Origin of the sequence: Demequina pilifera (assembly GCF_048814985.1) — a bacterium.
Taxonomy (GTDB): Bacteria; Actinomycetota; Actinomycetes; order Actinomycetales; family Demequinaceae; genus Demequina.
In genome coordinates this window covers 547,280-562,722 of the sequence record NZ_JBMDTW010000001.1, presented here as the reverse complement: position 1 = coordinate 562,722, position 15,443 = coordinate 547,280, and the positions used below count along the sequence as shown (strand labels likewise).

Here is a 15,443-nt window from a genome sequence, read left to right as displayed (position 1 = left end):
GCCGCGCCACCCAACGACGCCGCGCCACCCAACGACACCGCGCCACCCAACGACACCGCGCCACCCAACGACACCGCGTCCTCCAACGACACTGACGGTCCGCCAGGATTCGCGGGCGCGCCAGATCCGACACTGGGCGCCCACTGGGACGCTAAGGCGGGGAAGGGGGCGGGAAATCGGGCGGGTTGGGGCGGCAGGGGGCCGCTTAGAATGGCAGGGGTCGCCGGCCGCGGCCACGTCGACTGAGGGGCCACACATGAGACTGTCAATCCGTGCGCTCGCGCTTGCGGGCGCGGCCGTGCTCCTGATGAGCGCGTGCAGCTCCGATCCGGAGCCATCGGCCAGCCCGACCAGCCCGACCGCGGCCGCCACGCCCACTGCCGCGGCGCCCGAGCCCTCGGCGAGCCCGAGCGAGAGCGCCGCCGAGGACAACACCTCTGCCATCGCCACCTCGGTCGAGCCGTCGATCGAGGTCTACGACGGCCCGGACGGCGACATCGCCCAGACCATCGCCGCCGAGGACGTGCTGACGGCACCCGAGGCGACTCCGCTGGTGTTCCTGGTCAAGGAGCAGGGCGAGGGCTGGCTCGAGGTATACCTGCCGGTGCGGCCCAACGGCTCGACCGGCTGGGTGCGCGAGGACCAGGTCACGGTCGCCAGCACGGACTTCTCGATCGAGGTGTCACTCGTGGATTTCGAGCTCACGGTGATGAAGGGCTCGTCCGAGGTGATGACGGCGCCGATCGGGGTCGGCCGCGAGGAGCGTCCCACCCCGGGTGGCGTGTACTTCATCCGCGAGCTGCTGCAGCCGCCGGACCCCACGGGCGTCTACGGTCCGTACGCGTATGGGCTCTCGGGCTACTCACCTGTGCTGGACGAGTTCAATGGCGGTGAGGCGATCATCGGCGTGCACGGCACCAACGAGCCCGAGATGATCGGGGAGTACGTGTCGAGCGGCTGCATTCGGCTCGACAACGACACCATCACGGAACTCGTCATGGATGTGGGGCTGCCGCTGGGAACGCCCGTGCTGATCAGCGACGAGGCGGCCCCGGTCGACGGCGAGGACGCCTAAGCCACGAGCCCAGCCGATGCGCGGGCTGGGTTTTGCGCGGATGGCGCGCACTCGGCGCCGACTTGGGCCATGGGTTCCGCCCAGGCCACCAAGCCACCCAGCGGCCCGCCCGGCCACCCAGTACTTCGGCTCACCGCGGCCCTGGGGCAGGCTCGCCCCACCTGTTCGGCGGCCCACTCGGGCCAATGGGCCACGTCGCCAACGACCACGTCGCCAACGACCACGTCGCCAACGACCACGTCGCCAACGACCACGTCGCCAACGACCACGTCGCCAACGACCACGCCATCACCCGGCCAGCAGGGGCCGCTGGCTACGGAGTCGCGCTCGCTCGACGCGGGCGTCGGGAGCATTGCTGAGCCTTGCCGGGCGCACCCCGCCACACCTCAGCGATCAGGCCCGCGCGCCCCACACAAAACACAACGCCCGCCACCGCGCCGTGAGGCGCGATAGCGGGCGTCAGTGTCTAGTGCGGGTGTATCAGCCGGCGTAGGTCGCAACCGCGACGACGGGCGTCGCGGCCGGTGCCTCGACCGGCGGGGCGCCGAGCACGATCGTGAAGTCGTCGGTGCAGCCGCCGTCTTCCAGCTCCGCGTCCCAGAGGAGCATGTCCTCGGTGAGCTCGGATTCCGGAATGGTGCCGGCCTCGAAGGTGCCTTCCTGCTCACCCTCGACGCAGATCTCCACGTACTCGACCACTTCTTCTTCCTCGAAGCAGTCCGCAGCCTCGCCCGTCCAGAGCGTGTACTCCGCGGGGAGCTCGTCCTCGGGGACCGTCAGGCCGTACCAGGTGTCGCCGTCCTGGGCGCAGATGGTGACCTCGTTGACGGACTCGACGCACTCCTCGTTGGGGACCGGGTCCCCGAGCGGGAACACGCCGTCGTCACGCACGGTCTCGGAGACGAAGCCTCCGTCACCGTCGGCGAAGCAGTAGGTCGCCTCGTCGGGGGTGCACTCGGAACCGTCGAACCACGGGACCTGAGTGGGGCTGACGCTGTCGACCTCGGTCTGGACCGGGGTGTCCTGCTCGCTGTCCCACACGCAGATGTACTCGGGCTCGTCGTAGCAGTCCTCGGCGTTGCCGGTCCACTCGGTGTACTCGGCGGGGAGCTGGTCCTCGAAGAGGGTCAGTCCGTACCAGACGTCGCCGTCCTGGGCGCAGATCGTCACCTCGTCGGGCGTGCACTCGGAACCGTCGATCCAGAGGATGTCGCCCTCGCCGATCTCGTCGACCTCAGTCTTGACTGCGACGCCGTCCTGGCTGTCCCACTCGCAGATGAAGTACTCGACCTCGTCGATCACGCAGTTCTCTGCGTCAACCGGCTCGCCCAGCGGGAAGTCGCCGTCATCGCGAACCGTCTGCTCCACGAATCCGCCGTCGCCGTCCGCGAAGCAGTAGGTGTTCTCGCCGGGGCCGCAGTCGATGCCGTCGACCCACTCGATGTCGCCTTCGCCGATCGACTCGACCTCGGTCTTCACCGAGACGTCGTTCTGGGCATCCCACTCGCAGATGAAGTACTCGACCTCGTCGATCACGCAGTTCTCTGCGTCAACGGGCTGACCCAGCGGGAAGTCGCCGTCGTCACGCACGGTGGCCTCGGTGAAGCCGCCGTCGCCGTCCGCGAAGCAGTACGTCGCCTCGGCGGGGGTGCACTCGGAGCCGTCGACCCACTCGATGTCATCGTTGCCGATGGACTGGACCTTGGTCTTCGTGGCCTCGTCGGTCTCGGCGTTCCACTCGCAGATGAAGTACTCGACCTCGTCGATCACGCAGTTCTCTGCGTCAACGGGCTGTCCCAGCGGGAAGTCGCCGTCGTCGCGAACCGTCTGCTCCACGAATCCGCCGTCGCCGTCCGCGAAGCAGTACGTCGCCTCGGCGGGGGTGCACTCGGAGCCGTCGACCCACTCGATGTCATCGTTGCCGATGGACTGGACCTTGGTCTTCGTGGCCTCGTCGGTCTCGGCGTTCCACTCGCAGATGAAGTACTCGGGGTCGGGCTCGCCACAGGCGAGCTCGCCGGACCAGTGGTAGTTCTGCCCGGAGACCTGGACCCACACGACCGCGTACTCGGCCCATCCCGGCCAGTTCGGGTGGTCGGCGTAGACGGCGGTGTAGGGGTTGCCCCACGAGTCGTCGTCGTTGTGGAAGTTCAGCGTGATGTCGCCCTCGCCGGCGTCGACGCCGCGCGGGGAGATCTTGACGTTGATGTGCTGGTTCGCGGTGGAGCCCGCGTACTCGAACGTCATCGACGCACAGTCGGGCTGGAAGGTCTGCTGCTCCTGCGAGCCCTTACAGACGATCCAGTGCGAGACGTCCGCCGGCTTTCCGCTCGAGTTGACCGGTGCGTGGTAGACCTCGTTCGCGTTGGGCAGCTCGTAGACCTCGCGGCCGTTGCCGCCCTTGACGATGAGCACCTCCCAGCGGTCGCCGGGCCAGGACTGGTTGAACTCCTTGAGCTTGACGCCCTCGTTGCCTTCGGCGTCGTCGGTCACTTCACCGTGACCGGAGTTGCCCTCGCTGTAGTAGCAGGCGACCGCGTTGTCGTACTGGTTCAGCCAGTAGTCGGCGGTGTTCTTGTTATCGGATGAGCCTCCGGTCGCGACAGCGGCCGGAACAGCCCATCCCACGAGCGCGAGCGCAGCGGCGCTCAGCGTCACGAGAATTTTGGTTCCAAGTTTCATGACATCCTCCCCAGCGCGAGGGATGGACCACGATGTGCGCGTTCCCCTCAACTCCCTCGCCCAATTCGAGATTAGTGACATTTCTCACACTGTCAACGGGGGAGTGTGACGCATGTGACACCAGTAAACCTCTGGGGCGCAAGTGACAGAAGTAATCACGCGTGAACCGAGAGTACGGCGCTCGCCATTGAGCGCGCCGGGACGTTTGTCATGCTAGCGCCGATGCGGGTGTGAACGCCATCACTCCCGTCACCACGGCGTGGCGATGGTGCGCATTCGCGCGCGGCTGCGCGCGCTCGCGAGGCCTCGCCTCACAAGATGCCTCAACCAACATTGAGGTATAGTCGCCCCATGAGCACGCCCCCGACGGTCGACCGGCGCACCCTCCTGTCCGCGCTCGCCGACCCTCAGCGGCTGCGGATCGTCGACGCCCTCGCCCTGTCCGACCTCTCACCATCCGAGCTGTCACGCGACCTCGACCTGCCGAGCAATCTCCTCGCACACCACGTGGGAGTGCTCACGGATGCGGGGGCGATCGTGCGCAGGCGCTCCGAGGGCGACGGCCGCCGCTCCTACCTCGCGCTCGCCTGGGAGCAGCCGCTGGTCGCGGCCGCGGTGGCCCACGGCCAGTCGCTCGGCGCATCCCGGGTGGTGTTCGTCTGCACCGCCAACTCGGCGCGCTCGCAGTTCGCCGCGAGCCTGTTCGCCCGCCAGTCGGACGTCCCGGTCGCATCGGCCGGCACCGCGCCGGCGCCGTTCGTCAACCCGTTCGCCGTCGCCGAGCTCGCGCGCCACGGCCTCCAGCCGCTGTCCTACGTTCCCACCGCCCTCGCCAGTGATCGCCGAGAGGGCGACCTCGTCATCACGGTGTGCGACAACGCTCGCGAAAGCCTCGCGGACGACGCCGCCCTGCACTGGTCTGTGCCGGACCCGGCCCGCGCATCGGCCGCCGACCGCGGAGAAGGCCGGGCTGGAGACCAAGCAGAAGGCGCCAGCGCCGAGGCCTTCGCCGCCGCCTTCTCCCAGATCCAACCCCGCGTGCAGCGCCTCGCTGCCGCCGTCACGAACGGAAGCCCCTCATGAGTCACCTCAAGCGACTCGACACCCTCTCGATCGACCAGACCTACGCCCTCGAGGCCGCCGCCGGCCAGCTCGAATCCGAGTTCGTGGGCGTCTTCGGTCGCGAGACCATCGAGAAGTTCCTCGCCAGCTCCTACGACCAGTTCGCGGACCACGCGAAGGTCGTCAACTACCTGCCGCTGCTCGCCGAGCGGTTCGCGCGCCAGCGCCTGCACGCCCTGAGCCGCATCGAGACCGAGCCCCGCGACGGCAAGCCGGTGATCCTGTTCCTGTGCGTCCACAACGCGGGCAAGTCGCAGATGGCGCTGGGGTTCATGAAGAAGCTCGCGGGCGACCGTGCGATCGGGTGGTCGGGCGGCTCCGAGCCGGGCACCGGTCTGAACGAGCACTCGGTGGCGGCGATGCGGGAGGTCGGCATCGACATCTCGGGCGAGTTCCCCAAGCCGTGGACCGAGGAGACCCTCAAGGCCGCCGATGTGGTGGTCACCATGGGCTGCGGCGACGCCTGCCTCGTCTACCCGGGCAAGCGGTACCTGGACTGGTCCATCGACGCGCTGCCGGGCACGAGCATCGAGAACGTGCGGCCGGTGCGCGACGAGATCGAGCAGCGGGTGCGGGGGCTGCTCGCCGAGCTCGGCGTGGAGGTCAATGACGCGGGGGTCGAGGACAAGGTCGCGACCTCCTGACCGCGCGGCTCTGGGACGCCTGACCTGCGTGGAACAATGACGGCGTGACTGCCCCAGCGCCCGCGACCATCGATCTGGCGGCTCACCTGCGCGCATCCATCGACGGCGAGGTGGACGACTCCACCCGCCGCCGCGCCGAGTTCTCGTCCGACGCCTCCAACTACCGCGTGCCTCCGGCCGTGGTGGTGTTCCCGCGGGACGGGGACGACCTGGCTGCGGCGCTCGACGCCGCCCGTACGGCCGATGCGCCCGTCACCATGCGCGGGGGCGGCACCTCGGTCGCGGGCAACAGCATTGGTCCGGGCGTGGTCATCGACGTCAGCCGCCACCTGAACAAGATTCTTGAGGTCGACGCTGAGGCTGGCTCGGCGCGGGTCCAGCCGGGCGTGGTGCTCTCCGAGCTGCAGAAGGTCGCGGCGCCGCACGGGCTGCGGTTCGGCCCGGACCCGTCGACCACCAACCGCGCCACGCTGGGCGGGATGATCGGCAACAACGCGTGCGGTCCTCACGCGGTCGCGCACGGCAAGACGGCGCAGAACGTCCTGGGGCTCAGCGCGATCACGGGCGACGGGCGCGTGCTCAACGCCGGCCCGCGGACGGCCGATGCGGTCGCGGGCTTGGCAGACCTCGTTCGCGCGAACATGGCTTTGATCCGCACGGAGTTCGGGCGGTTCGACCGCCAGGTGAGCGGCTACAGCCTCGAGCACCTGCTGACGGAGAACGGCGCCGACCTGGCCAGGTTCCTGGTGGGCACGGAGGGCACACTCGCGACGACCCTCGAGGCGACCGTCCGGCTGGTGCCGATCGCGCCGGTGCGGCTGACGGCGGCGCTGGGCTACCCGGACATGCCGTCGGCTGCCGACGCGGTGGTGCCGATCATGAAGCACGGACCCCACGCGGTCGAGGGCCTCGACGCGCGGCTCGTGGACCGGATCCGGCTCGCGAAGGGCGCGCAGGCGATCCCCGACCTTCCGCCGGGCGGCGGATGGCTGTTCATCGAGGTGGGCGCCGACACCGAGGCCGCGGCGCGGTCGATCCTTGCGGGGCTGACCGCCGACTGCGGCACCGACTCGGTGCGCGTGATCGAGGACCCGCGCGAGGCGGCCCGGCTGTGGGCGATCCGCGCGGATGGCGCGGGCCTGGCGGGTCGAAGCGCCGACAACAAGGAGTGCTGGCCGGGCTGGGAGGACGCCGCGGTCCCGCCGGAGCACCTGGGGACGTACCTGCGCGAGTTCGATTCGCTGATGGAGAGCCACGGGGTCACGGGTCAGCCGTTCGGGCATTTTGGGGACGGCTGCATTCACGTGCGGCTCGACATTCCGTTGCAGGACGACGGCCGGCCGCTGCGCGTGTTCATGGAGGACGCCGCAGCTCTGGTGGCCAGCCACGGCGGCTCGCTGTCGGGGGAGCACGGCGACGGGCGGGCCCGGGGCGAACTACTCAAGGCCATGTACTCGCCCGAGGCCATCGCTCTCTTCGGCCAGGTCAAGGCGCTGTTCGACCCGCGCGGACACCTCAATCCGGGCATCATCGTCGACCCGGCGCCGCTGGATCAGGACCTGCGCCGGCCGGCGGCGCCGCGCACCAAGCCGAGCAGCGGTGGCCTGGCCTTCGCTCATGATCACGGCGACCTGACCGAGGCGGTTCACCGCTGCACGGGGGTGGGCAAGTGCCGGGCCGATGCGATCGGCTCCGGGTCCGGTTTCATGTGCCCCAGCTACGCGGCGACGGGGGACGAGAAGGACGTCACGCGCGGGCGGGCCAGGGTGCTGCAGGACGCGATCAACGGGACTTTGATTGGCGGCCTCACGGCGCCGGAGGTGCGGGAGAGCCTGGACCTGTGCCTCAGCTGCAAGGCGTGCAGCTCGGACTGCCCTTCGGGCGTGGACATGGCGGCCTACAAGGCCGAGGTGCTGCACCGGTCGTACAAGAACAAAGTGAGGCCGATGACTCACTACAGCATCGGCTGGCTGCCCCGCTGGCTGAAGGTGGTGGGAGTCGCGCCGCGGCTCGTCAATGCGCTGCTGCGTCCGGCTTGGATTCAGAAGTTCGCGGTGGGCGCGGCGGGCATGGACACGCGGCGGCGTCTTCCGGAGTTCGCGGCGACGCCCTTCCGGCGGAGCGAGGCGGCGAAGTCCCGGCGGCCGGTGGGGCCAGGGGCTTCGGCGGCGGGGGCTGGCTACGAGGCTGGCCCGGCCGGCGGCGAGTACCCGGGTTCACCGAGCGCTGCGCAATCCAGTTCGGCGGGGAGCACCACGGCTCCGGACGGTGGCAGCGGAGCGGGGTCGGGTGCCCAGCGCGCAGTTGGTCTCGGCTCGGGCACGCAGCGAGGCGGGGCGGTTCAGTCCGGTTCGGCTGGGAACACTGCGGCTCCGGACGGTGGGCGCGGGGTTGAGCTGGGCGCGGAAGGCTCGGCTTCGTCGGCGAGGGATGTCCCCGGGGCATCGGCCGGCACCGAGGCTGAGGCACTCAGTGGGGTGCGGCCCGGCTCGCCCGCCTTCGACACTGCCCAGGTCGATAGCGCAGAGCATTCCGGCGACGAGGCATTCGACCCGGCCCAGGAGGGCGGGGGCGGATCGTCGGTCGCGCCGGCCGACTCGGGCGCGAGCGGCGCCGGCAAGGCTCCCGCTCGGCAGCGCGTAGTGCTGTGGGCCGACAGCTTCACCGACGGGCTCGACCCCGACGTGCCCACCGCCATCATCCGTGTGCTCGAGGCGGCCGGCCTGGACGTCATCGTGCCCCGCCAGCAGGCCTGCTGCGGCGTCACCTGGATCAGCACGGGTCAGCTCGACGGCGCCCGTCGCCGGATGAGCGACCTCCTCAAGGTGCTGGGGCCGTTCGCGATCAACGGCATCCCGATCATCGGCGTCGAGCCGAGCTGCATCGCGACGCTGCGCTCCGACCTGGTCGAGCTGCTGCCCGACGACCCGCGAGCCATCGCGGTCGCGGCCCACACCTTCACGCTCGCCGAGGTGCTCACCGGCCACGCGCCCGTCAAGCCCGCCGACGACTGGGAGGCCCCGAGCCTCGCCGACGTCACGGCCGTGGTGCAGCCGCACTGCCACCAGTACTCGGTGGTGGGCTTTGGGGCGGACCGGGAGCTCATGCGCGACCTGGGCGCGACCACTATGGAGGCCTCGGGCTGCTGCGGGCTCGCCGGCAACTGGGGCACCGAGAAGGGCCACTACGAGACCTCGGTCAAGGTCGCCGAGAACTCCCTGCTCCCTGCGCTGCGCAACGCGCCGGAGGGGAGCATCTACCTCGCCGACGGCGTCAGCTGCCGCACCCAGGCCGACGACCTCGCCGGCATCCGCGGCCGCCACCTCGCCCAACTGCTCGCCGAGCGGCTCTAGACGGCGATGCGCCGGCGGGGCAAGGCGGCGATCGGCGCCGCGGGTCTGGCGATCGCCGTGGTCCTCATCGGTATCCCTGTCCTTGTCACGCCCGCCACCGACGACGCCCAGACGATCGACGTTGACGTCGCCTACGTGATCGGCCCGCCCACGGAGGCCCGCATGGACGCGGCCCACGAGCTCATCGCGGACGGCCGCGCCGAGGCGCTCATGGTCTCCCTCGACCCCGAGGAGGGCGACCGCTGGACCGAGGCCGCGGCCGCTTGCCAGAACGGGGGCCTGCGCGATGGGCGCCTGGCGGACGACACCGCGCTTTCTGACGTCGAGGTCCTCTGCCACAAGCCCGAGCCATTCACCACCCGCGGGGAGGCCCGCTGGCTCGAGGACGAGATGGCCGAGCACGGCTGGGATTCGGCCGCGGTCATCACCCTCACGCCCCACATCTCCCGGGCCCGCATGATCATGGAGCGCTGCGAGACCGGCGACATCGCCATGGTCGACCCGGGCGAATCCCTCGCTGCTTGGTACTGGGCCTACATGTACGCCTACCAGGCCGCCGGCTTCACCAAGGCGGCGATCCTCCAAGGCTGCTGATCGCCCTCCCGGAATTGGGCAGAGTTCACCCAGCATCGGCAGAGTCAAGATTCAGTGTCAGTTCACCGCTCGGTCCGCCGCCGTCGTCAGGACCACGGTCTCCACCCGAACTCCGTGGCGACCCCGCGGCCATCAGCCGTTCTCGTTCCTTTCGCGTGAGCCCGAACCGCGCTCGTCCCCCGAGTCTTCGAGTCCGCGTTGGATCCACCTCCGCGGGAGGGATGAACCACACCTCGTCATGCGACGCCTGAATGCCCCATCCGTTGTTGTGCACCGTGTGATGACACGCGACGCACAACATCACGCCGTTCGACAGGTCCGACTTGCCGCCCCAGCTCCACCACTCGATGTGGTGGGCCTCGCAGTGACTGGGCGGCGCCCCGCACATCGCGCACCCGCCGTCCCTCTCGAGCAGCGCCACGCGCTGTGCCCGGGAGAACATCCGCCACTTTCGGCCGACGTCCAGCACCTGACCCTTGCCGCCGAGCACCACCGGGATGTACTGGGCGTCGACGGCCAACTTCCGCAGCTCCGAGACGGGGATCACGCCGTCGCCGCCCTCGACCTCGGCCGCACCCACGCCACGCTTCAAGTCCTCGAGCCCGGTCCACACGACCACCGTGGTGGACGCTTTCGAAATCGGAGCCTTCTTGCACCCGAGCATGTGGCGTGCGAAGGTGCTGAGCGCATCGGCCCGAATCTGTCCCGCAGTGCGGTTGTCGGGCGCCAACGGGTCGGGATCGTCACGGCGCATCCGGAACGCCCGCTTGACCATGCCGTCGATCGCGGCACGCAGCGGTGCTGCGCTCACGGGATCGAGCCGGCCGCGGATCTCCACCATCCCGTCGCTGTCCTCCTTGAGCACGAGGTAGCGGTCGGCGGCCATGGTCTTCTGGCGTTCCTCGGCGGCATCGGCCCGCAGCCACGCGAGGTGCCGGCGCACGATCACCCGGAACTTCTCCGCGGACAGCCCCGGCGCCTTGCGCACCAGCTGCCGCTCGGTCTCCGCGACCACCTCTCGCGTCACCAGCGCCCGCACGGAGTCGAGCATCCCGGTGATGGCGCTCGCGGCATCCACGCCGATGCGCCGCTCCGCCAGGGCCCGCGCGACCTCCGGGTATACCGGCTCCTCGGGCTCCGGGGGCGGCGCACCCGTGGCCAGAGCCTCGAGCTCCTTGCGCTCATGGGCTTCGGCCTCGGCGATCGCCCGCCCCGCCTCGATGAGCGTGCGCGCCTCCCGTCGCGAGCTGCCCGTCTCATTGGCGAGCATGGTCGCCGGGTCCGTGAACCCACGCTTGCGCGCGAGCCCGGTCGAGCCCAGGTCCGGCGCGGACCGCCGCCCGATCTCCGCGCTCGTGGACGCCATGCACAGGTCCCACGACCTCTTCACGTCCGCGAGCAGTCCGTGGAGCTCCATGACCACGCCCTCGTCGACGTCGCGCAGGCTGGAGCTGGTGAGCGGCCCGCGCGCCCTGTCCATCAGCGAGTGCGCCTCGCGGAGCGCGCCGACGAGATCCGCCCAGTCGTCCTGGACCGGCGGCGCAGACTCGGTGGTCGTGGTCATGAAACCAGTCAAGCACTCGCCTCTGACATTGCATCGGGCCTGGCAGATATCTGTGGATAGGACAAGTCCGGCGCACCCTGGGGACGGCGGCCAGGACAGCCGACGCAGGAGCGAGACAGCGAACCCGGACCCCACCCCCGCATCGGCTGACTACCCTGAACCCGTGAAGCAGCGACCCCGCAAAACCAGAACCAAAGCAATAGCCGCCGCCCTCGCCATAGCCGCAACCGCATCGGCGCTGGGAGGCTGCGCCATGCGCCAGCCCGTCGACATGCCCGCCCCGGCGGACTTCGAAGCGCAGCTACTCGACCAGATCAACGCCCTGCGCATCGAGCGGGGAGCGGGAAGGCTCGCCACCAGCGACTGCATGACCGACCACGCCCGCGCCCGCGCCGCCGCCCTCCCAGGCGCCGAGCAAGCCCCGCGCGAGGACCTCCCGGCCGATTGCGGCGACTTCGACTACGCGGGCGAGAACGTGTCGCGATCGGACCAGAGCGCCGCGGAGGTGGTCGACACCTGGGCCGCGGACGACATGCAGCTGCCCAACCTCATCGACCCGCTGTTCGAGCGCGCGGGCGTGGGCTGCGTGGGCGTCTCGTTCGACAACACCAACTTCGCCGCGGAGCCGGGCGAGGAGATCGCGGGAATGGCGTGCTCGGTCATCTTCCAGGGGTACACCGAATGACCACCGGCCGATGCGCTCGCACCACAGCGCGCGCGCTCGCCTTCGTAGCGGCCACCCTCGCGCTCGCGGGCTGCGCCGGCCAGGACGAGCCAGGCCTCGCGGACCTCCCCGGCCCGGACGAATACGCCCAGCAGCTCTTCGAAGGCGCCAACGAGGAGCGCACCGCCCAAGGTCTCACCCCTCTCGAGTGGAGCGACTGCCTGGTCGAGCCCGCCACCGAGCGCGCGCAGGTGGCCGCGGACAACGACTCCCTCGAGCACCAGGTCCTGTCGCTCGACTGCGCCGAGGGCGCGATCGCCGGCGAGAACCTGTCGCGCGCGGACGTCGAGGCGCAGGAGATCGTGAACCGCTGGATGGATTCGGCGGGGCACCGGGCGAACATCGTCAACGAGGGCTTCGTGGTGGGCGCGGTCGGGTGCGTCGCGGACGACGGCCTCATGACGTGCTCGTGGCTGGCCCACGGCGAGCCCGACAGCAGTGGCGGCGGCGCCATCAGCTAGACGCCCCACACACCCCACGACGGCCGATGCGCGGGCGGCGCAGTCCGCCAGCGCGCCTTAGGTAGGGTTGCCCAGCAGGGCGACGGGCACCCGACCCCGCCCCCATCCCAGTTTCTTCAGCGAGGTCGTCCATGGCTCAGCAGCCCACTCACGCGGCGCCGCGCACGCGCAAGCGCCGCGTGTGGCCGTGGGTGCTGGTGCCCGTGCTCGCCGTCATCGGCTGGGCCGGGTGGCTCGCGTGGGACGGCATGCAGCTCATGGAGGACGCCGAGGCCCTCGACGCCGGCGCCAGCCGCGCGCAGCAGGCGCTGACCGACCGCGACGCCGCGGCGCTCTCCGCCACCGTCGACGAGCTCGCAGCATCCGCCCAGAGCTTCACCGCCCATAGCGACGGCCCGCACTGGTGGCTGGCCGCCCGCATGCCGTGGGTGGGTGACCAGGTGCGGCCGCTGCAGGCAGCCGGCACCGCGATGGGCGTGCTCGCCGAGGACGCCCTGGGCCCGCTCGCGGAGCTCGACGACCTCAGCGCTCTTGAGGCGCCCCCGTTCGAGGACGGGAGAATCGACCCGTTCTTCCTCGAGCCGTTTGTCCCCGCGCTGGCCAGCGCGGACGCCGCGCTCGCCAGCCAGAACACGGCATTGCAGGCGGCCGATGCGGACGCGGCCATCGCGCAGGTGCGCGAGCCCTTCGAGCGGTTGCGCGGGGAGATCGAGCAGCTCAGCGTGGTCGTGGCCGACGCCTACGCGACCGCACAGGTGCTGCCGGGCATGCTCGGCGGCGAGGGACCGCGCGAGTACATGGTGTTGATGCAGAACAACGCGGAGCCCCGCGCGCTGGGCGGCATCGTGGGCGCCGCCCTCGAGGTCACCATCGACGACGGCCGGTTCGAACTCGGCGAGTACTACACCGCCGGAGATCTCAACAATGGTGAAGAAGTCACCGAGCTGACCGACGACGAGTACCAGATCTTCACCCGCCGCATGTCGCTGTACCTGCAGAACGTCACCTTCACCCCCGAGTTCCCGCGCGCCGCCCAGGTCGCCTCGGCTTTCTGGGAGCGCGAGCGTGGCAGCGCGCCCGACGGTGTCATCGCCGTGGACCCGGTGGCGCTCCAGTACATGATGGCCGGCTCCGCCGAACGCGAGGTGGACGGGCTCACCATCAGCGGTGACAACCTTGCACAGGTGCTGCTCAACGAGATCTACCTGCGCTATGAGGACCCCTCCATGCAGGACGCGTTCTTCGCCCTCGCGGCCCGCGAACTGTTCGGTGAGCTCGTGAGTGGCGGCGCCGGCGTGATGGACGGAGCGCAGCGGGCCCTCGACGAGGAGCGCCTGCTGGTGTGGTCCGCCAGCGAATCCGAGCAGGCCGTCCTCGAGACCACCGTGGCCGGCGGCAACATCCTGGAGCAGGACGAGACGTTAGGCGTCTTCATCAACGACGGCTCCGGGTCGAAGATCGGCTACTACGTGGACGCGACCCTGGAGGCCGAGTCGTCGATGTGTGAGGCAGCCGATGGATCGATAGGTGGCAGTGCGAATCTGGCACTCACTCACACATTCGAAGGCGATGTGAATGACCTTCCTGGCTATGTCTCGGGAGCGGATAACTTCGTTCCCGCGGGCGAGTTTCACGCAAATGTAGTGATCTACCCGCCGTCAGGCACATCAGTGACAAACCTGTCACTCGACGGCGAACGAGCCATGATGAGGCCCGTGATTCACCACGGCAGGCCCGCAGCAACCGTACGAGTGGAGCTTGTGCCAGGGCAGACACAGAATCTGACGTGGGACCTGGAGATCTACGACGCGACCGCACAATGGTCATCCGCCAGCCTCACGCCTAGCGCGAAACCTGTTGTTAACGCCGCCCGGGTTCACGAATCATCGGAACGTTGCTAGCCTGTCATCTGAATCCGTATTTTTCGCATTACTGAGTATGTCTGGGGATCTTCATGAGAGTTCGCGCACTTCTGGCCGGAGCGGCCACCGCCGCCGTCCTGGCGCTCGGCACCGCAACCGGCGCCAATGCCACCTATCCGGCTCCCGAGGACTCCCTCTCGTGCGAGGACGCAGTCGTCGAGCCCGGTGCCGTCTTCGATTGCACCATCTCCGGCCCCAACGGTTCGGACGCCACCCTGTCCGTCACGACCGAGGGCTACGACGTCTCCATTGCGGGCACGGTGTCGCTGACCAAGACGATCACCAACAACACTGCCGTGTTCACCATCACTCTTCCTGCCGACGCTGACGGTGCACTTGCGATCGCTGCCGCGATCGACGGCGTGCCCGTCGACGCCGCAGCCGTGGCTGTGTCTGAGGACGGCAGCTCGGGCGGCGACGGCGCCACCGACGGCGCGAATGCGGGAGCTGGCACTGACGACAATCTGGCCGCTACTGGCTTCGAGAGCACCGGACTCGCGATCGCCGCAGGCGGACTCCTGATCGGCGGTGCAGCGGTGCTCGCCATCGGTGCCCGCCGTAAGGCTGGATCGAACAACGCGCAGTCGCGCGAGACGGTCTCCGTCTAACTCACCACTTCACGAGAAGAAGGCCACGCGGTTCACCGCGTGGCCTTCTTTGTGTCTCAGGTGACGGGTTCGCCCCGGACCCATGCGCTGATGTCGCGCACCGCGGCCTCGATCATCGAGTAGGCGCGGTCGTAGCTCTCTTGGCTGCGGCCGTAGGGGTCAGGCACATCCTCCACCCCCAGCCCCACGAGCTCCGGCCGGAAGCCCTGGATAGCGTCGGGGACATTGCTCAGCCTCTCAGCGGCCGTCGCGCCCTCCAGCGGGGCCTGCGCCCGCGCGGCCTTCGCGAGCTCGTCCAGCAGGAACGTGCGGCGCAGCACCGCGGGCGCCTCTTGGACTATGCGGGTGCGGTGCTCTGCGGTCATGGCGATGATGAGGTCCGCCTCGCGGGCCATCGGTCCCGTGAGCTGACGAGACCGGTGTGAACGAGCGTCGATACCGGACGCGTCCAGACCCATCAGCATCTGAGCCGGGATCCCGGTGTCTGTCATGGCGTAGGTGCCCGCGCTCGAGACCTCGGCGAGGTCTCCCAAATGGTGCCTCAGCAGCGCCTCGGCGGCGGGCGACCTGCAGATGTTTCCCGTGCACACGGTGAGGACGTTCGCCATGAGTGTTCCTTGCAGTCGCGTTGGTGGAGAGTGGGGCGAGCCCGAAGGCTCCCATGGCGCCACCGTACCCGTGCGGTCGTGACACT

Annotated in this window: 13 protein-coding genes; 10 read left to right on the top strand and 3 right to left on the bottom strand. The window is 69.6% G+C overall.

Translation table 11 applies throughout. The features are described from left to right. The first annotated feature begins 256 nt into the window (after positions 1-256). Positions 257-1,075, top strand: coding sequence for a L,D-transpeptidase (locus ACNI14_RS02480; protein ID WP_420518351.1), 819 nt, complete (start codon positions 257-259; stop codon positions 1,073-1,075). 185 nt (positions 1,076-1,260) lie between these two features. Then, a complete protein-coding gene (locus tag ACNI14_RS02475; protein ID WP_420518350.1) occupies positions 1,261-1,434 on the top strand; it encodes a hypothetical protein in 174 nt (57 codons plus the stop codon). Positions 1,435-1,555: 121 nt separating this feature from the next. Here ACNI14_RS02475 and ACNI14_RS02470 read toward each other — a convergent pair whose 3' ends face one another. Further along, positions 1,556-3,757 (bottom strand): hypothetical protein, encoded by a 2,202-nt coding sequence (locus ACNI14_RS02470; protein WP_420518349.1) that lies wholly within the window; start codon positions 3,755-3,757, stop codon positions 1,556-1,558. Positions 3,758-4,108: 351 nt separating this feature from the next. Here ACNI14_RS02470 and ACNI14_RS02465 point away from each other — a divergent pair, with 351 nt between their 5' ends. Genes ACNI14_RS02465 through ACNI14_RS02450 form a run of 4 tightly spaced genes read left to right on the top strand, consistent with a single transcriptional unit; the run spans position 4,109 to position 9,470 of the window. Continuing rightward, complete coding sequence (locus tag ACNI14_RS02465; protein WP_420518348.1) at positions 4,109-4,840, top strand: arsenate reductase/protein-tyrosine-phosphatase family protein; 732 nt, start codon at positions 4,109-4,111, stop codon at positions 4,838-4,840. Then, complete coding sequence (locus ACNI14_RS02460; RefSeq protein WP_420518347.1) at positions 4,837-5,523, top strand: arsenate reductase ArsC; 687 nt, start codon at positions 4,837-4,839, stop codon at positions 5,521-5,523. Before ACNI14_RS02465 ends, ACNI14_RS02460 begins: the two co-directional genes overlap by 4 nt. Before the next feature lie 44 nt (positions 5,524-5,567). Next, a complete protein-coding gene (locus ACNI14_RS02455) occupies positions 5,568-8,876 on the top strand; it encodes an FAD-linked oxidase C-terminal domain-containing protein (protein ID WP_420518346.1) in 3,309 nt (1,102 codons plus the stop codon). A gap of 6 nt (positions 8,877-8,882) precedes the next feature. Then, positions 8,883-9,470, top strand: a complete 588-nt coding sequence (locus tag ACNI14_RS02450) for a YdcF family protein (RefSeq protein WP_420518345.1) — start codon at positions 8,883-8,885, stop codon at positions 9,468-9,470. 25 nt (positions 9,471-9,495) lie between these two features. Here the strand turns inward: ACNI14_RS02450 and ACNI14_RS02445 are convergent, their stop codons facing one another. Next, a complete protein-coding gene (locus ACNI14_RS02445) occupies positions 9,496-11,034 on the bottom strand; it encodes an HNH endonuclease (RefSeq protein ID WP_420518344.1) in 1,539 nt (512 codons plus the stop codon). 253 nt (positions 11,035-11,287) lie between these two features. On the opposite strand from ACNI14_RS02445, the gene ACNI14_RS02440 reads away from it, so the two are divergent. From ACNI14_RS02440 to ACNI14_RS02425, 4 genes are all read left to right on the top strand, one after another. After that, complete coding sequence (locus ACNI14_RS02440; RefSeq protein ID WP_420518343.1) at positions 11,288-11,719, top strand: CAP domain-containing protein; 432 nt, start codon at positions 11,288-11,290, stop codon at positions 11,717-11,719. After that, positions 11,716-12,219 carry a CAP domain-containing protein gene (locus ACNI14_RS02435; protein WP_420518342.1) on the top strand — a complete coding sequence of 168 codons (504 nt, stop codon included), beginning with the start codon at positions 11,716-11,718 and terminating at the stop codon, positions 12,217-12,219. The genes ACNI14_RS02440 and ACNI14_RS02435 overlap by 4 nt, the downstream gene beginning before the upstream one ends. Before the next feature lie 131 nt (positions 12,220-12,350). Beyond that, positions 12,351-14,120, top strand: coding sequence for a DUF4012 domain-containing protein (locus ACNI14_RS02430; protein WP_420518341.1), 1,770 nt, complete (start codon positions 12,351-12,353; stop codon positions 14,118-14,120). 53 nt (positions 14,121-14,173) lie between these two features. Then, entirely contained in the window at positions 14,174-14,749 is a 576-nt protein-coding gene (locus tag ACNI14_RS02425; protein WP_420518340.1) for a hypothetical protein, read from the top strand. A gap of 56 nt (positions 14,750-14,805) precedes the next feature. Here ACNI14_RS02425 and ACNI14_RS02420 read toward each other — a convergent pair whose 3' ends face one another. Further along, positions 14,806-15,357 carry an arsenate reductase/protein-tyrosine-phosphatase family protein gene (locus ACNI14_RS02420; RefSeq protein WP_420518339.1) on the bottom strand — a complete coding sequence of 184 codons (552 nt, stop codon included), beginning with the start codon at positions 15,355-15,357 and terminating at the stop codon, positions 14,806-14,808. Between the last annotated feature and the right edge of the window lie 86 nt (positions 15,358-15,443).

Bases quoted from the DNA above. Each gene is read 5' to 3' on its own strand.
- ACNI14_RS02480 (WP_420518351.1), top strand. From the start codon at position 257: ATGAGACTGTCAATCCGTGCGCTCGCGCTTGCGGGCGCGGCCGTGCTC.
- ACNI14_RS02475 (WP_420518350.1), top strand. From the start codon at position 1,261: ATGGGCCACGTCGCCAACGACCACGTCGCCAACGACCACGTCGCCAAC.
- ACNI14_RS02470 (WP_420518349.1), bottom strand. From the start codon at position 3,757: ATGAAACTTGGAACCAAAATTCTCGTGACGCTGAGCGCCGCTGCGCTC.
- ACNI14_RS02465 (WP_420518348.1), top strand. From the start codon at position 4,109: ATGAGCACGCCCCCGACGGTCGACCGGCGCACCCTCCTGTCCGCGCTC.
- ACNI14_RS02460 (WP_420518347.1), top strand. From the start codon at position 4,837: ATGAGTCACCTCAAGCGACTCGACACCCTCTCGATCGACCAGACCTAC.
- ACNI14_RS02450 (WP_420518345.1), top strand. From the start codon at position 8,883: ATGCGCCGGCGGGGCAAGGCGGCGATCGGCGCCGCGGGTCTGGCGATC.
- ACNI14_RS02445 (WP_420518344.1), bottom strand. From the start codon at position 11,034: ATGACCACGACCACCGAGTCTGCGCCGCCGGTCCAGGACGACTGGGCG.
- ACNI14_RS02440 (WP_420518343.1), top strand. From the start codon at position 11,288: ATGCGCCAGCCCGTCGACATGCCCGCCCCGGCGGACTTCGAAGCGCAG.
- ACNI14_RS02435 (WP_420518342.1), top strand. From the start codon at position 11,716: ATGACCACCGGCCGATGCGCTCGCACCACAGCGCGCGCGCTCGCCTTC.
- ACNI14_RS02430 (WP_420518341.1), top strand. From the start codon at position 12,351: ATGGCTCAGCAGCCCACTCACGCGGCGCCGCGCACGCGCAAGCGCCGC.
- ACNI14_RS02425 (WP_420518340.1), top strand. From the start codon at position 14,174: ATGAGAGTTCGCGCACTTCTGGCCGGAGCGGCCACCGCCGCCGTCCTG.
- ACNI14_RS02420 (WP_420518339.1), bottom strand. From the start codon at position 15,357: ATGGCGAACGTCCTCACCGTGTGCACGGGAAACATCTGCAGGTCGCCC.